At 64.1% G+C, this 21828-nt stretch carries 17 protein-coding genes and 1 tRNA gene; 9 read left to right on the forward strand and 9 right to left on the reverse strand.

The features are described 5' to 3' along the window. Positions 1 to 4: 4 nt before the first annotated feature. Positions 5 to 391 carry a MerR family transcriptional regulator gene (locus tag FFS37_RS22835; protein WP_006203215.1) on the reverse strand — a complete coding sequence of 129 codons (387 nt, stop codon included), beginning with the start codon at positions 389 to 391 and terminating at the stop codon, positions 5 to 7. 120 nt (positions 392 to 511) lie between these two features. Continuing rightward, on the reverse strand, positions 512 to 1924 hold the full coding sequence (gene mgtE / locus FFS37_RS22840; protein WP_137933227.1) for a magnesium transporter: 1413 nt from the start codon (positions 1922 to 1924) through the stop codon (positions 512 to 514). 423 nt (positions 1925 to 2347) lie between these two features. Here mgtE and FFS37_RS22845 point away from each other — a divergent pair, with 423 nt between their 5' ends. The 5 genes from FFS37_RS22845 to sucD all read left to right on the forward strand — a co-directional run bounded on the left by FFS37_RS22845 (position 2348) and on the right by sucD (position 7398). After that, the gene (locus tag FFS37_RS22845; RefSeq protein WP_137933304.1) at positions 2348 to 2968 is read left to right on the forward strand and encodes a response regulator transcription factor; all 621 of its coding nucleotides are present in this window, start codon (positions 2348 to 2350) and stop codon (positions 2966 to 2968) included. A gap of 148 nt (positions 2969 to 3116) precedes the next feature. After that, on the forward strand, positions 3117 to 4307 hold the full coding sequence (locus tag FFS37_RS22850; protein WP_137933228.1) for an aminotransferase class V-fold PLP-dependent enzyme: 1191 nt from the start codon (positions 3117 to 3119) through the stop codon (positions 4305 to 4307). An 11-nt stretch (positions 4308 to 4318) separates the two neighbouring features. Beyond that, a complete protein-coding gene (locus FFS37_RS22855) occupies positions 4319 to 5281 on the forward strand; it encodes an HpcH/HpaI aldolase/citrate lyase family protein (RefSeq protein ID WP_137933229.1) in 963 nt (320 codons plus the stop codon). Positions 5282 to 5300: 19 nt separating this feature from the next. Next, on the forward strand, positions 5301 to 6485 hold the full coding sequence (locus tag FFS37_RS22860; RefSeq protein ID WP_137933230.1) for a malate--CoA ligase subunit beta: 1185 nt from the start codon (positions 5301 to 5303) through the stop codon (positions 6483 to 6485). Between the two features lie 13 nt (positions 6486 to 6498). Beyond that, positions 6499 to 7398 (forward strand): succinate--CoA ligase subunit alpha, encoded by a 900-nt coding sequence (gene sucD / locus FFS37_RS22865; RefSeq protein ID WP_137933231.1) that lies wholly within the window; start codon positions 6499 to 6501, stop codon positions 7396 to 7398. Positions 7399 to 7451: 53 nt separating this feature from the next. On the opposite strand, the gene FFS37_RS22870 is transcribed toward sucD, so the two are convergent. Next, positions 7452 to 9890, reverse strand: coding sequence for a GcvT family protein (locus FFS37_RS22870; RefSeq protein WP_137933232.1), 2439 nt, complete (start codon positions 9888 to 9890; stop codon positions 7452 to 7454). Between the two features lie 1256 nt (positions 9891 to 11146). Here FFS37_RS22870 and FFS37_RS22880 point away from each other — a divergent pair. From FFS37_RS22880 to FFS37_RS22890, 3 genes are read left to right on the forward strand one after another with little or no spacing between them, the layout of a single operon-like run. Further along, positions 11147 to 12001, forward strand: a complete 855-nt coding sequence (locus FFS37_RS22880; RefSeq protein ID WP_137933233.1) for a MipA/OmpV family protein — start codon at positions 11147 to 11149, stop codon at positions 11999 to 12001. Positions 12002 to 12018: 17 nt separating this feature from the next. Beyond that, positions 12019 to 12786, forward strand: coding sequence for a response regulator (locus FFS37_RS22885; protein WP_171026377.1), 768 nt, complete (start codon positions 12019 to 12021; stop codon positions 12784 to 12786). After that, the gene (locus FFS37_RS22890; RefSeq protein WP_137933234.1) at positions 12783 to 14108 is read left to right on the forward strand and encodes a sensor histidine kinase; all 1326 of its coding nucleotides are present in this window, start codon (positions 12783 to 12785) and stop codon (positions 14106 to 14108) included. The genes FFS37_RS22885 and FFS37_RS22890 overlap by 4 nt, the downstream gene beginning before the upstream one ends. A 115-nt stretch (positions 14109 to 14223) precedes the next feature. Here FFS37_RS22890 and FFS37_RS22895 read toward each other — a convergent pair. Then, positions 14224 to 14308: transfer RNA gene (locus tag FFS37_RS22895), tRNA-Leu, on the reverse strand. 237 nt (positions 14309 to 14545) lie between these two features. Here FFS37_RS22895 and lipB point away from each other — a divergent pair. Then, positions 14546 to 15289, forward strand: coding sequence for a lipoyl(octanoyl) transferase LipB (gene lipB / locus FFS37_RS22900; protein ID WP_137933235.1), 744 nt, complete (start codon positions 14546 to 14548; stop codon positions 15287 to 15289). 41 nt (positions 15290 to 15330) lie between these two features. Here lipB and FFS37_RS22905 read toward each other — a convergent pair whose 3' ends face one another. The 5 genes from FFS37_RS22905 to proS all read right to left on the reverse strand — a co-directional run bounded on the left by FFS37_RS22905 (position 15331) and on the right by proS (position 21669). Next, positions 15331 to 16581 carry a site-2 protease family protein gene (locus tag FFS37_RS22905; protein ID WP_137933236.1) on the reverse strand — a complete coding sequence of 417 codons (1251 nt, stop codon included), beginning with the start codon at positions 16579 to 16581 and terminating at the stop codon, positions 15331 to 15333. Between the two features lie 459 nt (positions 16582 to 17040). Further along, the gene (locus FFS37_RS22910; protein ID WP_137933237.1) at positions 17041 to 18327 is read right to left on the reverse strand and encodes a lipoprotein-releasing ABC transporter permease subunit; all 1287 of its coding nucleotides are present in this window, start codon (positions 18325 to 18327) and stop codon (positions 17041 to 17043) included. A 50-nt stretch (positions 18328 to 18377) separates the two neighbouring features. Further along, positions 18378 to 19058 (reverse strand): ABC transporter ATP-binding protein, encoded by a 681-nt coding sequence (locus FFS37_RS22915; protein ID WP_137933238.1) that lies wholly within the window; start codon positions 19056 to 19058, stop codon positions 18378 to 18380. Then, positions 19058 to 20344, reverse strand: a complete 1287-nt coding sequence (locus FFS37_RS22920; protein ID WP_137933239.1) for a lipoprotein-releasing ABC transporter permease subunit — start codon at positions 20342 to 20344, stop codon at positions 19058 to 19060. The genes FFS37_RS22915 and FFS37_RS22920 overlap by 1 nt, the downstream gene beginning before the upstream one ends. After that, on the reverse strand, positions 20341 to 21669 hold the full coding sequence (gene proS, locus FFS37_RS22925) for a proline--tRNA ligase (RefSeq protein WP_137933240.1): 1329 nt from the start codon (positions 21667 to 21669) through the stop codon (positions 20341 to 20343). Before proS ends, FFS37_RS22920 begins: the two co-directional genes overlap by 4 nt. Between the last annotated feature and the right edge of the window lie 159 nt (positions 21670 to 21828).

Here is a 21828-nt window from a genome sequence, read left to right on the forward strand (position 1 = left end):
GGCGTCAGGTATTGACGCCGAGCTCCACCAGCCGCTCGACGCAGGACTCTTCGGCCTGGTCGAGTTCGGCCAGCGTCTCTTCGAGGTCGCGGCGCTTTTGCCTGAGATCCTCGCGCTTTTCCTCGATGCGCTTGATCATCAGCTTGAGCTGGCCGACCTCGCCAGGCGGCTCCTTGTACATCTGGATGATCTCGCGGATCTCGTTGATCGAGAAGCCGAGCCGCTTGCCGCGCATGATCTGCCGGATGAGATGGCGGTCGGACGGGCGAAACAGCCTCGTGCGGCCGCGCCGCACCGGCTGCACCAGCCCCTCGTCCTCGTAGAAGCGCAGCGTTCGCGTCGAGACGTCGAATTCGCGGGTCAGTTCGGTAATCGAGTAATATTCCCGCATTGTGTCTCCATGCCGGAATCCGGGCAACCCCGTCCCGAACCAAGCCCTTGCCCCGCCGGAATCGACGCTGCACCCCGCGCAAGCCTCGCACGGCATTTACGTAAAAGTCAATTGTGGCGGCTAGCGGACGCCGAACCACCAGCTCGCCAGGCCGAGGAACGCGAAAAAACCGACGCAGTCGGTGACGGTGGTGACGAAAACCGCCGAAGCCACGGCCGGATCGATCTTGAACCGGTCGAGCAGCAGCGGGATCAGGATGCCGGCAAGGGCCGCCGCAAACATGTTGATGATCATCGCCGCCCCGATGATGCCGCCCAGATTGGGATCGCCGAACCAGATGGCGGCCACGATGCCGATCAGGACCGCGAAAACCATGCCGTTGATGAAGCCCACGCCCATTTCGCGGCGTATGATTCGCGCGGCGTTGTAGATGTCGAGGTCCTTCGTTGCCAGCGCCCGCACGGTGACGGTCATCGTCTGCGAGCCGGCATTGCCGCCCATGCCGGCGACGATCGGCATCAGCACGGCGAGCGCCACGATCCGCTCGATCGTGTGGTCGAACAGGCCGATGACCGATGCGGCCAGAAATGCCGTGACGAGGTTGACCAGCAGCCACGGAACGCGCGAGCGCGAGGTTGCAAGCACGGTGTCGGACAGCTCTTCGTCACCGACGCCGCCCATGCGCAGCAGGTCTTCCTCGGCTTCCTGCTGGATGACGTCGACGACATCGTCGATGGTCAGCACGCCGACAAGCCGTTCGTTCTCGTCGACGACCGCGGCCGACAGAAGGTCGTATTGCTCGAATTCCCGCGCCGCCTCTTCCTGGTCCATTGTGGCCGGGATGGCGTGCCGCGTCTCATGCATGATGTCCTCGACCTTGACCGCGCGCTTGGTGCGCAGGATCTGGTCGAGGTCGATGGCTCCCAGCAGCTTGAAGCTCGGATCGATGACGAAGATCTGGCTGAAGCGGTCCGGGAGGTTCTTGTCCTCGCGCATGTAGTCGATGGTCTGGCCGATGGTCCAGAACGGCGGCACCGCGACGAATTCCGTCTGCATGCGCCGGCCGGCGGTCTCTTCGGGATAATCGAGCGAGCGGCGCAGCCTGATCCGCTCGGTGAACGGCAGCTGCGACAGGATTTCGTCCTGATCTTCCTTCTCCAGGTCTTCGAGAATGTAGACCGCGTCATCGGAATCGAGTTCCTGCACCGCCTGCGCGATCTGCGCATTGGGCATGTGATCGACGATCTCCATGCGGATCGCCTCGTCGACCTCGGTCAGCGCCGAAAAGTCGAAGTCAGCGCCCAGCAACTCGACCAGCGCGCGCCGCTGCTCGGGATGCAACGCCTCGATCAGGTCGCCGAGTTCCGACTGGTGCAGGTGATCGACTTCATGCTTGAGGGCCAGCGTGTCGCGATCGGCGATCGCCGCCCCGATCTGGGTCAGGAAGGACGACAGGACCGCGCCATCCTCGCCATAGATATCGGCATGGGCGTCGTCGGCCGCCCTGGCGGGGATCGTCTGCTTCTCCTCCACCAGCGCCTCCCCATCCCGCAAAACTGTGCCTCGGATTTGAAACGCCGGACTTCAAGACGGAAGCCGGGGTTTCTGGCGCGACACGATTCGATCTAAGAACTTATCGCCCTAACGCTCGGAATATCAAACGAAACGCGTGCTCTCCCGTCAGCCCCCCGTCACCGCGAAGAAGGCATCGCGCATGGCTGGCCTGGCCAACGCCTGCCGGTCGCCTCCCCCAAAAATTGGGTTCAGCCAGCGCGACAGCCGATGTCGCTGGGGAAAGAGCACCCCCGCGCGGTTGCGGCAGAATTGTCATGATGTGGGTCTAGGCGGCACGCCGGGCCCGGGATGCACTCGATGGTGCGCGCGATCAGCCAGGGACAGAAACACCCCTTGAACAGCAAGCCCGCGAAAACGAGCAAGGCAATTGGCGAGCGGCGCATACGCATCGTCGTCGCCGAGCGCAATCCGTTCGTCATATCGGCGCTGCGCGAAATGCTCGAATGCGACGGCCGCTTCGAATTGCAGAGCACCGTGCAGAGCGGCAGGCAATTCCTGGAGCTGGCAATGGCTGGCGGCTTCGATGTCGCCGTCATCGGCTGGAAGCTGGCCGACATGGACGGCGCCGATGTGCTGGCGGAGATTCAGGAACGCAAGCTCGATGTGCGCGTCACCGTTTTTTCGAACGACCATGACATCGGCATCCTGAAGCAGTGCGTGCGGCTGGGCGCGCAGGGCTACTGCTTCCAGTTCGACGATCCGGCCATCATCTTCGATACCATCCTGGCGGTCGCGCACGGGCGTATCTGCATCCCCTATATCGACATCAACAAGGTCAACGACACGCCCCTCGCCCAACTTACGGTGCGCGAGCGCGAACTGCTGGCTGTGCTTTCCGACGGCTGGACCAATCTGCAGATTGCCACGCGCACGGGCATTTCCGAGAATACCGTGAAGTACCACCTGAAGAATCTCTACGACAAGCTCGACGTCCGCAACCGGGCGATGGCCGTCGCGCTCTATGCGCGCGAGAAGCGGCCCCAGAAACAGCCTCTCGGCTAGGTCTGCGGCTACGCGGACGGGTAGGCCATGCGGGTAGGCTCACCCCACCCGCCCGCCGCGAGATGTTACCCGCCAAGGTGTTGTTGCCATTCGCCGGCGAAACGAAACTCCCCACCACCGCTTTGCTGGATCAGGAGGAGTTCGCACCATGGCCGGTTTCACCCATCTTTTCATTCCCGGACCGACCAACATCCCCGAACAGGTCCGGCAGGCCATGAACCTGCCGATGGAGGATATGCGCGCCGCATCCTTCCCCGATCTCACCTTGCCGCTGTTCGAGGACATCAAACGCGTCTTCAAGAACGAGACCGGCCGCGTCTTCATCTATCCGTCGTCCGGCACCGGAGCCTGGGAGGCGGCGATGACCAACGTGCTCAGCCCCGGCGACCGGGTGCTGATGTCGCGTTTCGGCCAGTTCTCTCACCTGTGGGTCGACATGGCCGAGCGGCTTGGCCTCGAGGTCGACGTCATCGACTGCGAATGGGGCACCGGCGTGCCGCTCGAGCTCTACGCCGAGCGGCTGAAGGCCGACAAGGCGCACCGCATCAAGGCAATCTTCTGCACGCAGAACGAGACCGCGACCGGCGTGACCAGCGATGTCGCCGGCTGCCGCGCCGCGCTCGATGAGGCGAACCATCCGGCGCTGCTTTTCGTCGACGGCGTCTCCTCGATCGGCTCGATCGACTTCCGCCAGGAGGAATGGGGCGTCGACTGCGCCGTCAGCGGTTCGCAGAAGGGTCTCATGCTGCCTGCCGGCCTCGGCTTCCTCTCGGTCAGCAAGAAGGCGCTTGTTGCTTCGAGGACATCGACACACCGGCGCTGCTTCTTCTCCTTCGAGGACATGATCCGCGCCAACGACGCGGGCCATTTCCCCTACACGCCGGCGACGCAGCTGCTGCGCGGCCTGCGCGCCTCGCTCGACCTGATCGCGGAGGAAGGGTTGGAGAATATCTTCGCCCGCCACCATCGCCTCGCCGAAGGCGTGCGCAAGGCGGTCGACGCCTGGGGCCTGAAGCTCTGTGCCAAGGCGCCGAAATGGCATTCCGATACGGTGAGCGCGATCCTGGTGCCCGACGGCATCGACAGCGGCGACGTCGTCAAGCGAGCCTACCGCACCTACCAGACCTCGCTCGGCGGCGGCCTCAACAAGGTGTTCGGCAAAGTCTTCCGCATCGGCCATCTCGGCTGGCTGAACGAGGTGATGGTGCTGTCGTCGCTGTCGGCGGCGGAATTGGCGTTGCTCGATTGCGGCGTGCGGCTGGCGCCCGGCTCCGGCGTCGGCGCCGCCATCCAGCATTTTCGCGCTTCGGCCACGGTGCCGGTCGCCGAAGCCGCCTGAGGGAACCGACGATGAGCCACACCATCAACCACCTCAAGAAATTGAGACTCCAGCGCAGCGAACTGGCGGTTCCCGGCTCAAGCCCGGAGATGATCGACAAGGCCGCCAGCAGCGCCGCCGATTTCGTCTTCCTCGACATCGAGGACGCGGTCGCGCCACCCGACAAGGAACGCGCCCGCAAGAACATCATCCAGGCCCTCAACGACATCGACTGGCGCGCCAGGGGCAAGACCGTGTCGGTGCGCATCAACGGGCTGGACACCCACTACATGTACCGCGACGTCGTCGACGTCATGGAACAGGCCGGCGACCGGCTGGACACGATCCTGGTGCCGAAGGTCGGCGTGCCCGCCGATCTCTATATGGTCGAGGCCATGGTCAACCAGATCGAGATGGCGAAGGGTTTCAAGACCCGCGTCGGGCTGGAGGCCCTGATCGAAACCGCGCTCGGCATGGCCAATGTCGAGGCCATCGCCGCCACGCCGGGACGGCTGGAAGCCATGCATTTCGGTGTCGCCGACTATGCCGCGAGCTGCAAGGCGCGCACCGTCAACATTGGCGGCCTTAACCCCGACTATCCCGGCGACCAGTGGCATTTCGCGCTGTCGCGCATGACGGTCGCCTGCCGGGCCTACGGCCTGCGGGCCATAGACGGGCCGTTTGGGGATTTCTCCGATCCCGAGGGCTATATCGCCGGCGCCAGGCGCGCCGCGGCCCTCGGCATCGAGGGCAAATGGGCGATCCATCCCTCGCAGATCGCCTTGGCCAACGACGTCTTCTCCCCGCCGGAGAAGGAGGTCACGCGGGCCAGACGCATTCTGGAGGTGCTGAGAGAGGCAGAAGCGCAGGGCAAGGGCGCGGCAGCACTCGACGGCAAGATGATCGACGCGGCGTCCGAACGCATGGCCCGCAACGTGCTGGTGGTCAACGAGGCCATCGAGCGCGCCGGCCAGCCCCAAATCGCCGCGCAGTAGAAAATACCGGGAGGACAAGATGGACATTCACGAATATCAGGCCAAGGAACTGCTCGCCCGCCACGGCGTGCATGTGCCGCGCGGCGGCCTGGCTTACAGCCCGGAACAGGCAACCTACCGGGCGCGCGAGATCGGCGGCGGCAGATGGGTGCTGAAGGCGCAGGTTCATTCCGGCGCGCGCGGCAAGGCCGGTGGCATCAAGCTGTGCGCCAATGACGAGGAGATCTCCAGCGCCGCCGAGGCGATGCTCGGTCGCAAGCTGGTTACCCAGCAGACGGGCCCGCGCGGCAAGCTGATCTCGCGCCTCTATCTGGAGGAAGCCGTCGACATCGCGCAGGAACTCTATCTCGGCTTCGTTCTCGACCGTAAGGAGGAGCGCGTGATGATCGTCGCCTCGGCAGCCGGCGGCATGGAGATCGAGGAGATCGCCGAGACGGCGCCGGATTCGATCATCCGCGCCACCGTCGATCCCGGCGTCGGCATGCAGCGCTTCCAGGCGCGCGAGATCGCCTTCGGGCTCGGGCTGGAGGACAGCCTGATCGGCAAGGCGACCGAAACCATCTTCAGCTGCTACCAGGTGTTCCGCGACTACGATGCCTCAATGCTGGAGATCAATCCGCTGGTGGTGACGCGCGACGGCAGCCTCGTCGCCCTCGATGCAAAGATGTCGTTCGACGAAAACGCGCTGTTCCGGCGGCCCGAAATCTCGGAACTGCGCGACAAGAGCCAGGAAGACCCGCGCGAAACCTTCGCCAGCGACCGTGGCCTCTCCTATGTCGGGCTGGATGGCAGCATCGGTTGCATCATCAACGGCGCGGGGCTCGCCATGGCGACCATGGACATGATCAAGATCGCCGGCGGCGAACCGGCCAACTTCCTCGACATTGGTGGCGGCGCCTCGCCCGAACGCGTTGCGAAATCGTTTCGCGCCGTGCTCGGCGACAAGAATGTCGAGACCATCCTGGTCAACATCTTTGCCGGCATCAATCGCTGCGACTGGGTCGCCGAGGGTGTCATCAAGGCGATCCGCGAGGTCGGCGTCGAAGTCCCCCTGGTGGTGCGGCTCTCCGGCACGCGGGCCGAGGAAGGCCGCCGCATCCTTGCCGATTCAGGCGAGGCGGTGATCGTCGCCGACACGTTGGCCGAAGCCGCCGAAAAGGCCGTCGCCGCATGGCGCTCGGCCAGGAACAAAAAAGCAGCCTGAGGGAGGTCGAGAAATGGCAATCCTGCTCAACCGCAGCACGCGCGTCATCGTGCAAGGGTTCACCGGCAAGATCGGCAGCTTCCATGCCGAGGATATGAAGCGCTACGGCACCAAGCTGGTCGGCGGCGTCACCCCCGGCAAGGGTGGCCAGACGCATCTCGGCCTGCCGGTCTTCAACACCGTCAAGGGCGCGGTGCGCGAAACCCGCGCGGAGGCGAGCATCGTCTTCGTGCCGCCGCCCTTCGCCGCCGATTCGATCATGGAGGCAGCGGACGCCGGCATAAAGCTCTGCGTCTGCATCACCGACGGCATCCCCTCGCAGGACATGATGCAGGTCAAGCGCTACATGCGCCGCTACCGCTTCGAGGACCGCATGCGGCTGGTTGGCCCCAACTGCGCGGGCATCATCACGCCGGGACAGGCGCTGATGGGCATCATGCCGGGAAGCATCTACCTGCCCGGCCGCGTCGGCATCGTCGGACGGTCCGGCACGCTGGGCTACGAGGCGGCCTCGCAGATGAAGGCGCTCGGCATCGGCGTCTCGACCAGCGTCGGCATCGGCGGCGATCCGATCAACGGCTCTTCGTTCAAGGACATATTGAAGCTCTTCGAGCACGACGACGAAACCGACGCCGTGGTGATGATCGGCGAGATCGGTGGCCCGCAGGAAGCGGAAGCCGCGATCTGGGCGCGCGACAATATGCGCAAGCCCCTGATCGCCTATATCGCCGGCCTCTCCGCCCCCAAAGGCCGCCGCATGGGCCACGCCGGTGCCATCATCTCAGCCTTCGGCGAGTCGGCCCAGGAAAAGGTCGAGATCCTCAAGGAAGCCGGCGTCGTCATCGTACCGACGCCGTCGTCGTTTGGCGAGGTCGTGGCGGATACGCTGACGCGTGTGAAGAAGGCCGCGTGACCGCGTTGACCGATGCGACTGGAGGCAGGTCTGTCGGCCGCCTCCAGTTCTCCTCACATGCGCCCGCGATCGCCCTTGGGATCATAGGGTGAATCCGGTACCACCTTGGCCGGACGCCGCTCGCCGAGGATGGAAACCTCCAGCTCGATGCCGGGGGTTCCAAGGTCCGGCGGAAGCAGCGCGAGCGCAATGTCGCGGCCGAGCGTATAGGAATAACCCGCCGAGGTGACGCGGCCGACCAGCCTTTCCCCGTGGTAAACACCCTCATGGGCAAAGGCGCTGGCGCCTTCCGTATCGATGATCAGCGTGGCGATCCTGTGCGTGGCGACATGCTTCTGCTTCACGGCCAGGGCGGCGCGCCCGATGAAATCGCCCTTGTCGAGCCTGATGAAGCGGTCGAGACCGCTTTCCCAGGCGGAGAGTTCCGGGTTCATGTCGCGGTACATGGCCCGATAGGACTTATCGAGGCGCAGCGATTCCAGCGCCTGCAGGCCAACCAGCCTCAGTCCATGCACCTGTCCTGACGCCAGCAGCGCATCAAGCAAATGCCGCTGATAGCAAAGCGGGTGATAGAGCTCCCAGCCGAGTTCGCCCGAATAGTTGACGCGCATGATCCGCACGTCACTGGCAAGGCCGACCGTACCCGATCGCACGGCGAACCGAGGGAAAGCCTCGTTGGACAGATCGATCTCGGTCAGCGGCTGCAAGAGGTCACGGGCCTTTGGGCCGACCACGGTGAAGCAGCCGCGATCATTGGTGACATTGGTGAGGTCCACGCTGCCGTCACGCGGCAGCAACCGGCTGAGGTCATCGAAATTCCAGCGCTCGGCGCGTGGCGTCGAGATCAGGTAGAAGAGGTCGTCGCGCAACCGCGCCACCACGTATTCGGCCTGCACCCCACCGGCCGGCGTCAGGTGATGGGCAAGCGTGACGCCACCGGGGCGCGGCAAGCGGTTGGCGAGGATCCCGTCGAGCCAGCGTTCAGCGCCCGGCCCGCGCACCTCGAACTTGGTCATCGGTGTCATTTCGACCAGACCGACGGCCTGGCGGACAGCCTGGACCTCCTCGCCGACATACGCGCCCTTGGCGGTCCAGCGCCAACTGTAGACGTTTCTCGCCTCGACACCGGAGGGTGCGAACCAACTGGGCATCTCCCAGCCGTTCAGAACATCCCACACCGCCCCAAGCTGGCTCAGGCGCTCGTAGGAAGGAGCCGTCTTCTGCGGCCGCGCCGCCGGCATGTCCTGTCCGGGAAAATGCTGGGCGGCATGCGTGCCCCAGGCTTCCCTCACCTTTTCCCGGGTCCAGTTCTTGTTGGCATGGTCGCCGAAGCGTCGCGGATCCAGTTCCGTCGTGTCTATGCTGTTGCCGCCCTCGACAATCCGCTCGGAAAGATAATGGCCGATCGCCCCGCCCCACAGGATGCCGCCCGGCACGCCTTCGGCAAGCCAGACATTGTCGAGGCCCCAGGCCTGCCCCATCAGCGGCAGCTCGTCGGCCGTCATCTGGAACGGACCGCGCACATTGCGCTTGATGCCGGCCCGCCCGAGTGCGGGCACCAGTTCGCTCGCCCGCTCCCAGTTCCACGAAACGGCGTCGAAATCCTCGTCGAGAAGGTCGGCGCCGAACCATTCCGGCACCCCGTTCTCGGCGAACAGCTTGAGCTGTTCGGTGCGTTCGTAGGGGCCGAACATCAGCCCGTCGCCCTCCTCGCGCAGATAGCCCTCGTACCCCTCGTCGCGCAGGATCGGCATTTCCGGAAGGCCTAGCCGTTTGCGCTCGACAATTTCGGGCACCGCCTCGGTGATCCAGTACTGATGCACGATCGGGATGGCGGGAATGTCGAGGCCCAGCATCGCGCCGGTCTGTCGCGCATAATTGCCCGTAGCCAGGATGACGTGCTCGCAGACGAAGTCGCCGCGCGAACTCCTCACCTTCCACTCGCCCCCACGCATGCGCTCGAAGCCGGTCACCTCGGTGCCCAGATGGATTTTCGCGCCAAGGTCGCGCGCGCCCTTGGCCATGGCCTGGGTCACATCGGCCGGCGCGATATGGCCGTCATCAGGATGATAGAGCGCGCCAAGCATGCCGCTGTTGTTGAGTAGCGGCCAGATTTCGCGGGCCTCCGACGGAGAAACGATCCTCGCCCGCACGCCCTGAACGTCGGCGACATCCATATAGCTGCGGTACTCGTCGAGCCGGTCGCGCGTATTGGCGATGCGCAGCTGGCCGCATTTGTGCCAGCCGACCTTCTGGCCTGTCTCTGCCTCGAGGCCCTCGTAGATCTCGATCGACTTGGCGATCATGCGGCCGACGCTGAGGCTGCGCGCATAGGACGGGATGAGACCTGCGGCATGCCATGTCGAACCGGCCGTGAGCTGCGTCCGCTCCAGCAGGGCGATGTCGCTCCAGCCGCGCTTGGCCAGCCCATAGAGAATGCCGGCGCCAACGCAACCGCCGCCGACGACGATCGCACGCATGGGAGTGAGCATATGCATGTCCTTCCGAGGGTCCTGACGACCCTACAAACGCATACGCGCTGCCGGACGGCAATTGCCTAAATCCGCCATCGGAAGGCGGTCGCGAAATTCCGCTACCCGGAGCCAGCTGGACTGCGGTTCTTGCCGTCAACACGGCGGCTTGGCTCGCTAAGTCGCCAAGGAAGGCTGAGGTCGGATTGAAAACTTTGGCGTGGTCGACGAGGCTCGCGACATCGCTCCAAATGGCGGAAATCCGGGACCGATATGTCCGATGCGCTGCGCCGGCATGGCCTTGTAGGTCAATAGGTTACGACACGGGTCCACGACTTCATGCGCAGCCCTGCGGAGTATTCTCGCAAGAGACTGGTTGGCCAGATGACGGTCCGGCCTGGGCCGTCACCACGGATAGCCGATCTTTTTTTGCCAGCGCCGGCCGTTGGTAAGCCTTTTTCATCACATCTCCTGTTAGCCAAGAAAGCTGCCTTCCGGCACGTTACTTGTCAAGCAGACGCTAAAGAGGCCTGCGCTTCGGCGGCGGGCGAACATGGCTGGGCCGTACGTGAGCAGGGACAGCATGTCGGCGATATTCAAGCGCCGGTGCGAAGATGCCGCCCAGGCCACCTGTCTGCTCACGGGTAAGCAAGGGCTTGGCCAAACTCGGGTGCAGCCAGTTTGAGATCGTTGCGATTCTCGGTCATTCAGAGACGAAGACGAGCGAGGTTCATACCCAGCACGTCGAGCACTGGAGTTGGCGCGCGCAGCCGTTGAGCGAGTGGTCGTGTCCCGCGCTGAGGTTGACGTGGGACACATGGAGATGGAAGCGATTGAAAATACTTGCTATTATGGCGCCAAACCAGGGCATGATGCCGAAAAGTGTGAAGCGGTTTTCAGACGACATCATGCTATACGTTGCGCATCTACCGATCGCCCGCCGGGATCGCGCTCGCCTATCGCGCCGGCCGGCCCTCAGGGGACGCAAAGATGCCGGCGGCGACTCTGCCTCAGGATACAGCAAGATACCGAGACCTGACGCCGGTCCAGTTCTGCACGGTGTTGGGCCCACCGGCTTGCCGGCCTGTCTTCACGCGGGGGCGATGAAACGCTCCTAGGTTTGAAGGCTTCGCCGTTCCAGAAACGCGCACGCACGGAGCCAAGATCGGGCCAAGATTGCGCAACAAAACTTAACATCACTTCACGCATGCAGCCGCTTTCACCTGAAATAGTCCGGGCATCAGGGGCTCTTACTGCCTCACTGCTCTGGAGCATGCATGTTCAAGGTGGTTTCTGGACTCTTCGCCGGCCGGGCCTCTCTCGCCGCGGTGGCAATCCTGCTTTCAACGCATTCGCAGATCGCGCTGGCCGCGGACGCCATTGCTGTCGACACCGAGGATCCGACAGCGTCGCCCGATCCCTCGCGTTTCGGGCGCTTCGAACAGAAATTGGCCGGCTGGCATGTCGTCCTTGGCGGTGGCGCCATCATCGTCCCCAAATACGAGGGCAGCAACGAGTTCAAGGTCCTGCCGGTGCCGTTCATATCGGCAACATTCCGCGACACGGTAAGAATAGATCCGACGGGCGCCAACATCGCCCTCTATGAACAAGGGCCGTTTGAACTCAGTGCGCGGCTTGGCTACGACATGGGCCGCAAGGAAGACGATTCCGACCATCTGCGCGGCCTGGGGGATGTCGACATGGGCGCGGTGGTCGGCGCCAGGGCGGCGGTGAAGTTCGGCCCGGCCAAAATCTACGCGCAACTGGACAAGACCATCGGCGGCAGCGACGGCATGGAGGGCACGCTTGGCATCGAGGTGACCCGGCCTCTGTCCCCGTCATTGATTGTCGGCGCCGGCGCATCGGTCGTCTTCGCCGACGAGAAATACATGCAGGCCTATTTCGGCGTCACGCCGGAACAATCGGCTCGCTCGGGGTTGGCACGGTATGATGCCGGCGCCGGGTTAAAGCGCGCCGATTTTTCGATTTCCGCCACATATATGCTCGATCGGAACTGGATGATGCGCGGCCAGGCGGGGGTCGGCATTCTTGTGGGGGACGCTGCCGACAGCCCCGTGGTTGTCGACAAGATCCAGCCCTCGGGGATGCTTCTCGTCGGATATCGGTTCTAATGCCCACACACCCAGCAATGCAGGCAGCGGCAGGTTCTGGCCGGATCGATCTGAACGCCGAGTTCAAATCGCCAAGGCAAGGCCCGCATATCCTCATTGTCGAAGACGATATCGAGATCGCGCGCATGCTGGGCGAGACGCTCACCGAAAACAGCATGACCGTGGAGATCGCCGGCAACGGCGTGCGCATGAACGCCGTTCTCCGCAACCAGAAATTCGATCTCATCGTGCTCGATATCATGCTGCCTGGCGAGAACGGTCTCAGCATCTGCCGCCGGCTTCGCGCGCAGACGAACGTGCCGATCCTGATGCTGACCGCGCTTGGCGAGGAAATCGACCGCATCTTCGGACTGGAGATCGGCGCCGACGACTATGTGACGAAACCGTTCAGCGCGCGCGAACTGACAGCCAGGATACGGGCATTGCTGCGCCGCACGGCTTACGCTCCCGATGAGCGGGACCGGTCGAAGGTGCTTCGCTTCAACGGTTGGCGCATCGATCCCGTTCGCCGGCAATTGCACGATCCCAGCAATGCGCGGGTCGCCACCACGACGCATGAGTTCGATCTGCTGCTTGCGTTCTGCCGCAATGCGGGCCGGGTCCTGTCGCGCGAGGAGCTTCTCAGCGTAACCCATGCCGGGCTTGCCGGCCCGATCGAGCGAAGCGTCGACGTCCATGTCAGCCGAATCCGCCAGAAGATCGAAAAGGACGCGCGCGATCCGGTTCTTCTCAGAACCGTCCGGCTGGGTGGCTATATCTTCACCGCGACGGTGGAGGAAGCGTGAGGCGCCTGGTCCGCCGCTTCCTGCCGCAGTCGGTGCGTGGGCAGTTCGCGGCGATCATTTTCATGGCCGTGATCGCGATCATGTCCGCCGGATCGGCCGTCGAAGGTTTGATCGAAAATACCAACCTTCCCGTCGTCGAAGACAGTGCCAGACGGGCCGGTGTCGTCGCTGCCCTGTTGCGCGAAACGCCAACCGAAGCCCGCGCCGCTGTTTTGGCCGCGGCAGCGCGCGCCGGCTTCGATTTCAAGATCCTGCCCAGGCAACAGACCAGCAATATTCCGGATTCCTATCTGCAATGGCGAAGCATCGCATGGCTTCTCCAGATCGAGAGCGGCCCGATCGCCGGGCGCTGGATAAGGATCGGTGGCCAATACGCGTTTGTCATCGATCTGGACCGCCAGAGTGTCCTGGCGCATTTCGGCATGCCCGATTCCTGGCTGACATCAGGCTTCGTCCGTGTCTCGTTCTACAGGTTCATGGCTTTCGTCGCCTTGCCCGTACTGATCTGGCTGTTTGCGGTCTGGGCCGTGACCGAGCCGTTGAAGCGCATCGCCAACGCAGTGGGGGAAGCAGGCATCGAGAACGGCAACGAGCTTTTCGCCGAACGCGGCTCCATCGAAATGATCGGGCTGGCGCGCGCGCTGAACAGGATGAGGACACGTATCCGCACGATGATCGAGAACCGCACGCGTATGCTGCGCAGCGTCAGTCACGACCTGCGCACGCCGTTGACACGGCTGCGGCTTCGCGCCGAACGCATGGATGAAGGCCTCGTTCGAACCGCCATATTGTCCGATGTCCAGCACATCGAGGATCTGATCGACGAGACCCTGACCTATCTGCGCAACGACGTGTCGACGGAAAAGCTGCAGCGGGCCGACATTGCCAGCGTGCTGCAAACCGTCTGCGCCGAATTCTCCGATGTAGGGTTCTCCGTTTCCTATTCCGGGCCGGACAGGCTCCTGGGCTGGTGCAAGCCCAATGCGCTGGCGCGTGCGATCACCAATCTGTGCGACAACGGGGTCAAATTCGCCGGCAACGTCACCGTCGCATTGACGCAGACCGACACAGCGGCGCGCATCGCGGTCGGCGACGATGGGCCGGGCATTTCGATGACGGCGCGCGCCCGCGTTTTCGAACCCTTCTTCAAGGAGGACATGTCGCGCGGCGTTGCGTCGAAGCACGGTTTTGGCCTCGGCCTGTCGATCGTGGCCGATATCATCCAGGGCCACGGCGGAAAGATCGAGTTGCACGACAACCAGCCAACCGGCCTGGTCGTGACCGTCGATCTGCCGAATGGGCCAGAGGTCCAGCCGTCATGAACGCTTGGTGCCCGTCGCCGAGTGCATACCAAGGGTAACGCTCGGACATATCAAACGAAATGCGCCCTGCCCGCCATGGCGGCGGCTGACACAAATCGGATTTCGGGAGGGAGAATGGTGCGGTCGAGAAGACTCGAACTTCCACGGGTTGCCCCACAGCGACCTCAACGCTGCGCGTCTACCAATTCCGCCACGACCGCACGTGGTAGGAGCCGGAACCGACCGGCTCGCGGCGTGTAGCAAATCGTTTCCGGCGAAACAAGTGCGCAATGCGCAATAATCCTAAGCGATTGGCATAACAATCCACAGAGCCGGAATGAGCACCCGGAACTGGACGTTTGCGCGCGATATCGCCATATGGAGAGGAGATGCATGCCGCCCCGGGCACCGGCCTTCGGCCTTGCCACGGGGACGCATAAGCGAAACAACGACAAGCCATGCCAGAACGCAGCCAGATCGCCACGTCGTTCCTGCCCTCGCCCGGCTCAGCACCGGTGGAATGGGTGATCGAGCCGGGCCTCACGGCCTATCCCGACGCCCTTGCCTTCATGGAGGCGCGCGCCGAGGCGATCCGCAGCGGGGCCGCCGGCGAACTGGTCTGGCTGGTCGAGCATCCGCCGCTCTACACCGCCGGCACCAGCGCCCGTAACGAGGACCTGATCGAGCCCGACCGCTTTCCGGTCTTCTCGGCCGGCCGGGGCGGTGAATACACCTATCATGGCCCCGGCCAGCGGGTCGCCTATGTGATGCTCGACCTGAAGCGCCGGCGCGAGGATGTGCGCGCCTTCGTGGCAGCGCTGGAACAGTGGATCATCGCCACGCTCGAAGCCTTCAACGTGCGCGGCGAACGCCGCGAGGACCGGGTCGGCGTCTGGGTGGTGCGGCCGGACCGCCCCGCGCTGCCGGACGGATCGCCCGCCGAGGACAAGATCGCGGCGATCGGCATCCGGCTGCGGCGCTGGGTGAGCTTTCACGGCATCGCCATCAATGTCGAGCCGGACCTCTCCCATTTCGGCGGCATCGTGCCGTGCGGCGTCCAAGACCACGGCGTCACCAGCCTCGTCGACCTCGGCCTGCCCGTCACCATGGCCGACCTCGACTTGGCTCTGAAATCAGCGTTCGAGGACGTATTCGGCCCGGCCGCGTCCTTGCCTGCCGAATCGGCTCGCAAGGCCGGCTGACCTCCGGTCCGGCCAGGCCGATTGCCGGCCCTACGCAGCTATCAGACCAGTTGCGCCGCAGCCCACAGGACACCGTATCCGTGGATCGCGAACACCGCCAGCAATGCGCCCGCTAGCACAAAACGGTCGACGGTCCGGATCGGCTCCAGCTCATGACGCGGCTTCACCCCGCTGCCCACGGTAAGCAGGCTGAGGATGGCGAAAACCGCACCGGCCGCGAGCAGGAAGCTGGAGGAAAAGCCCGCCTGCCAGCCAAGCGCCAGGAAGGCCGAGAGCAGCGAGAAGGAAGCCAGTGCCAGGGCGATCGGCCCGGGACAGATCTGGCGCAGCACCTGGCCCCCGTCGAATTTCCACACCGGCACCAGATTGGCGATGTTGAACAGGGCGGCACAGCCGGCGAGCGCGGCCAGCAGGGTGGCGACAGCCTTGTGGCCTTCACCGCCCGCGAGGGCGCTGGCGGCAATGACGATCGGCACCAGGAAGGCGGAAAAACCCGCTCCCATCAGCGCCACGAAGGCAACTTCGAAACGGCTGCTATAGGGCCGTCCGCCAATCGCGATGCCGCCGAGCAGCGGGATGAAGATCATCCGGGCCCTGCGGTGGCCCGTCAGCCTGAACGCCGCCATGTGACCGAGCTCGTGCAATGCCACCACCGACGTCAGGATAGACGCCAGCGCCAATCCGACGAGGTGCAGGCCGAAAAAGGGCCACAGGATCAGCGCCGACAGCACGGCGAAGCCGACCTGGCTCAGCGGATGCTCGAACCAGCCGCCCTTGCGATACTGCCCCGTTACCGCCCAGCGCTCCAGCTTGGACAGTTCGCGACGCATGGCGAAGAAGCGGAACACGAGGAAGGCGACGCCCCGGTAGCGGTCGGTACGGCTCAGCGTCACGCGCGTGCCGGCGCCTTCTGAAACGAGCTCCGCCGTTTCGCTGTAATCCTTCCAGAACGAGCTATCGAGCGCGGTGTCCTCGACGACGCGCATCGAGAATCGGCTGTCCTCGACAATGCCGTCGAAGCGCGCCCTGCGCTCGATCGGCTTGCCGTCGCTGCCTTCCCACGACAGCATGATGCGGGCGACGCCCTCCCCGTCCAGCGGCTGCGCCGACAGAATCTCGCCGGACCAGCCTGCATCGCTGCCCATCGGCCACAGCGCCTGCCAGAGGCGCTGCCGGTCCGCGGGAATCACGCGGCTGGCGCTGACCGTGCGCAAACCGAGCGGCACGGTCATCAAGAGAAAGATCAGCCCGAGATTGCTGGCCACCAGAATGGCCGTGACGATGGGCGACACTTGGACGTTGCTCCCTGCCTTCGGAAGCACCCTAACGTCGCGGCGGCAAGAAAGACTTAACGGCGGGAGCGGTCTTCAACGACCGAGAAAACAGCGGCGGCAAGCGCCGCCAGATCACATGGCTCCGATCCAGATCGCCATGGAAACGAGAAACGCGCTCATGCAAACCAGCGAGATGACATCCTGAACCAGATCGGTCATAACTCTCTCCTGTTGTTGATATGTTTTTAATTTGTTCTAATTTTGTTCCAAAGTCAATCGACCTCAGCGCCCTCGGATACGGAATCCCGGCCGGTCAATTCCGCAGGGTTAAGAAAAGGTTGATGAGACGTGGCCCTGTCGCCGCGTCGACTTCCCGGTGCCCGATGGCGCCACCATCTCGCCGCGCCGCAGCGAGAGTCGGCGCCGTTCAGGATGGTAAGCTTGCGCGGTCCAGGGCGTAGCGCCGTTGGACAGCCATCACTCGTACCGCAACGCTTCGACCGGATCGAGACGGGCGGCCTGCCAGGCCGGAAACAACGTCGCCAGGAACGAAAGGACAAGAGCCATGACAATGACCGACAACGTCTCGCCCAGTTCCATCCTGGCTGGAAGCTGGTTGAGGAAATAGAGCTCGGGATTGAACAGCACCTTGCCGGTCATCCAGGAGAAGAACTGGCGGATGCGCTCGACGTTGAGACAGATGACGACGCCGAGCAGCACGCCGGCAAGCGTGCCCGCGACGCCGATCGCCGCGCCCGCCATCAGGAAGATGCGCAGGATAGCGCCACGCGTCGCGCCCATGGTGCGCAGGATGGCGATGTCATGCCCCTTGTCCTTCACCAGCATGACCAGGCCCGAGATGATGTTCAGCGCCGCCACCAGCACGATCAGCGTCAGGATCATGAACATCACATTGCGCTGGACCTGCAGAGCCGAGAAGAAGGTCTGGTTGCGCTGGCGCCAGTCGACGATGTCGATCGGCCGTTGCGCGGCCTCCTCGATCTTCGGCTCCAGCGCGTCGACATCGTCGGGATTGTCGACATAGATCTCGATCGTCTGCGCCCGGCCGTCCATGTTGAAATAGAGCTGCGCTTCCGAAAACGGCATGTAGACGATGGAGCTGTCATACTCCGACATGCCGACTTCGAAGATCGCCGCAATCTTGTAGCCCTTCATGCGCGGGTTCGTGTCGAGCGGCGTCACGTCGCCGTCCGGCGAGATCAGCGTGATCGTATCGCCGAGCGTCAGGCCCAGATTCTCCGCCATGCGTTTGCCGATGGCCACGCCCTCGCCGCTGTCGAAGCCATCGAGCGAGCCCTGCTTGATGTTGCTGGCCACGATGGCGATCTTGCCCAGATCCTCGCCCCGGATGCCACGCACCAGAGCGCCGGTGCCACCGCCGACATTGCCTTGCGCCAGCACCTGGCCGTCGATCAGCGGCAGCGCGTATTTGACGCCGGCCACGCCATTGATGCGGCTGGCGACCTGGGCGTAATCCTCCAGCGGCGAATCCAGCGGCTGCACGATAAGATGGCCATTGACGCCCAGGATGCGCGTCAACAGTTCGGCGCGGAACCCGTTCATCACAGCCATCACCACGATCAGCGTCGCCACGCCCAGCATGATGCCGAGGAAGGAGATCGAGGCGATCACCGAGATCACCGTCTCCTTGCGCCGCGAGCGCAGATAGCGCCACGCCACCGTGCGTTCGAAGATGGAGAACGGGCCGGCGCCCGCCGATCTCGCAGCCGCCGCCTCGCTCATGCGGCGACACCCAGGCATTGGAGAGCAGTGGCCAGCGGCATAAAGTAGCCCTACAGCGGTACGACCTTGCCGTCGGCGAGCGTGACCCGCCGATCCATGCGCGAGGCCAGTTCGTGGTTGTGGGTGGCGATCAGCGCCGCCAGTCCCGATTGCCGCACAAGCGCTTCCAGCGCCTCGAACACATAGGAAGCGGTGACCGGATCGAGATTGCCGGTCGGCTCGTCCGCAAGCAGCACCAGCGGCGCATTGGCGACCGCGCGCGCGATGGCGACGCGCTGCTGCTCGCCACCGGACAGTTCGGACGGCCGGTGCGATGCGCGCTTGCCGATCTGCATGTAATCGAGCAATTGCGCCGCGCGTTCGGACGCTTCCTTGCGCGGCAGCCCCTTGATGAGCTGCGGCATCATGATGTTTTCCAGCGCCGAAAACTCCGGCAGCAGATGATGGAACTGGTAGACGAAGCCGACATCGTTGCGGCGGATCGAGGTGCGCTCGTCGTCGGAAAGCCGCCCGCAGGCGCGGCCGGACAGGATCACGTCGCCGGCGTCAGGCCGTTCCAGAAGGCCTGCCGTATGCAGCAGTGTCGATTTGCCGGTGCCCGACGGCGCCACCAGCGCCACCATCTCGCCGCGCCGCAGCGAAAAGTCGGCGCCGTTCAGGATGGTGAGCTTGCGCGGGCCCTGCACATAGTGCCGCTCGACACTCTTCAGCTCGATAACGGCCTCGGCCATCACTCGTACCTCAAGGCTTCGACCGGATCGAGACGAGCGGCCCGCCAAGCCGGAAACACCGTTGCCAGGAAGGACAGGCCAAGCGCCATGATGACGACATAAGTCGTCTCTCGCCCATCCATCTTCGCCGGCAACTGGCTGAGGAAATAGAGCTCGGGATTGAACAGCACCTTGCCGGTCATCCAGGAGAAGAACTGGCGGATCGATTCGATGTTGAGGCAGATGACGACGCCGAGCAGCACGCCGGCAATGGTGCCTGTGACACCGATCGCCGCTCCGGTCATCAGGAAGATGCGCAGGATGGCGCCGCGCGTCGCGCCCATCGTGCGCAGGATGGCGATGTCGTGCCCCTTGTCCTTCACCAGCATGACCAGGCCCGAGATGATGTTCAGCGCCGCCACCAGCACGATCAGCGTCAGGATCATGAACATCACATTGCGCTCGACCTGCAGCGCTGAGAAGAAGGTCTCGTTGCGTTGGCGCCAGTCGACCAGGTCGATCGGCCGTTGTGCGGCTTCCTCGATCTTCGGCTTCAGCGCGTCGACATCGTCGGGATTGTCGACATAGATCTCGATCGTCTGCGCCCGGCCGTCCATGTTGAAATAGAGCTGCGCTTCCGAAAACGGCATGTAGACGATGGAGCTGTCATACTCCGACATGCCGACTTCGAAGATCGCCGCGATCTTGTAGCCCTTCATGCGCGGGTTGGTGCCGAGCGGCGTCACGTCGCCGTCCGGCGAGATCAGCGTGATCGTATCGCCGAGCGTCAGGCCCAGATTCTCCGCCATGCGTTTGCCGATGGCCACGCCCTCGCCGCTGTCGAAGCCATCGAGCGAGCCCTGCTTGATGTTGCTGGCAACGATGGCGATCTTGCCCAGATCCTCGCCCCGGATGCCGCGCACCAGCGCACCGGTGCCGCCGCCGACATTGCCTTGCGCCAGCACCTGGCCGTCGATCAGCGGCAGCGCGTATTTGACGCCGGCCACGCCGTTGATGCGGCTGGCGACCTGGGCATAGTCCTCCAGCGGCGAATCCAGCGGCTGCACGATAAGATGGCCATTGACGCCCAGGATGCGCGTCAACAGTTCGGCGCGGAACCCGTTCATCACAGCCATCACCACGATCAGCGTCGCCACGCCCAGCATGATGCCGAGGAAGGAGATCGAGGCGATCACCGAGATCACCGTCTCCTTGCGCCGCGAGCGCAGATAGCGCCACGCCACCGTGCGTTCGAAGATGGAGAACGGGCCGGCGCCCGCCGATCTCGCTGCCGCCGCCTCGCTCATGCGGCGGCACCAAAGCGTGTTTTCGCCTCGGCGACCGGCAGCGTCACGCGCTCGCCGGTCTTGCGGTTCTTGATCTCGACCTCGCCCGCGGCGACGCCGCGCGGCCCGACGATCACCTGCCAGGGCAGGCCAATCAGATCGGCGGTCGCGAACTTGCCGCCCGGGCGCTGGTCGGTATCGTCATAAAGCACGTCCTTGCCGGCGGCGGTGAAGGCGGCGTTCAATTCGTCGCAGACGCGGTCGCACTCGGCGTCGCCGGCCTTCATGTTGATCAGGCCGATATCGAACGGCGCCACGGCCTCCGGCCAGATGATGCCGTTCTCGTCATGGCTGGCCTCGATGATCGCCGCCACCAGCCGCGACGGGCCGATGCCGTAGGAGCCGCCCGAGGCGAAATGGTCCTTGCCGTCGGGTCCGGTCACCTTGGCGCCCATCGGCTTGGAATACTTCTCGCCGAAATGGAAGATGTGGCCGACCTCGATGCCGCGTGCCGAGACCTGATCAGCCGCCGGTACGCTTGCCCAGGCCGCCTCGTCATGCATCTCGTCGGTTGCCGCGTACGGCGTCGTCCATGTCTTGACGATATCCGATATCTCGCCGTCATTGGCGAAATCGGTGTTCGCGCCGGGCACGGCGAGCGAAAGATAGTCGCGGTGGCAGAACACCTGGCTCTCGCCCGTCTCGGCCAGGATGATGAATTCGTGGCTTAGGTCGCCGCCGATCGGCCCGGTATCGGCCCGCATCGGAATGGCCTGCAGGCCCATGCGCGTGAAGGTCCTGAGATAGGACACGAACATTCTGTTATAGGCTGCCCTCGCGCCCTCGAAGTCGAGGTCGAAGGAATAGGCGTCCTTCATCAGGAATTCGCGCGACCGCATGACGCCGAAGCGCGGCCTCACCTCGTCGCGGAACTTCCACTGGATGTGATAGAGGTTGAGCGGCAGGTCCTTGTAGGACTTGACGTAGGCGCGAAAAATCTCGGTGACCATTTCCTCGTTGGTCGGCCCGTAGAGCATGTCGCGGTCCTGGCGGTCCTTGATGCGCAGCATCTCCTTGCCGTAGTCGTTGTAGCGGCCGCTCTCGCGCCACAGGTCGGCCGACTGGATGGTCGGCATCAGGATTTCCAGAGCGCCGGCGCGGTTCTGCTCCTCGCGGATGATGTTGCAGACCTTGTCCAGCACCCGTTTCCCAAGCGGCAGCCAGGAAAAACTGCCCTGGCCCTGCTGGCGGATCATGCCGGCACGCAGCATCAACCGGTGCGAGACGATCTCGGCCTCGCGGGGATTTTCTTTGAGGATGGGCAGGAAATAGCGCGACAAACGCATGGACTGGTCCGTGAATGAGAAGGGCCACGCCAGAATCGGCGCGGCGCAGGCTTGCTTGACCCGGCTTCATAGCCATTTCATGGCGGATTGGAAACCCGGGCATGGCGTCGCCTCGGCGCCTTCGTGCCTGCAATCCCTCTGTTGCCGGATGATGTCGCG

It is taken from the genome of Mesorhizobium comanense, assembly GCF_005503535.1.
Taxonomy (GTDB): Bacteria; Pseudomonadota; Alphaproteobacteria; order Rhizobiales; family Rhizobiaceae; genus Mesorhizobium; species Mesorhizobium comanense.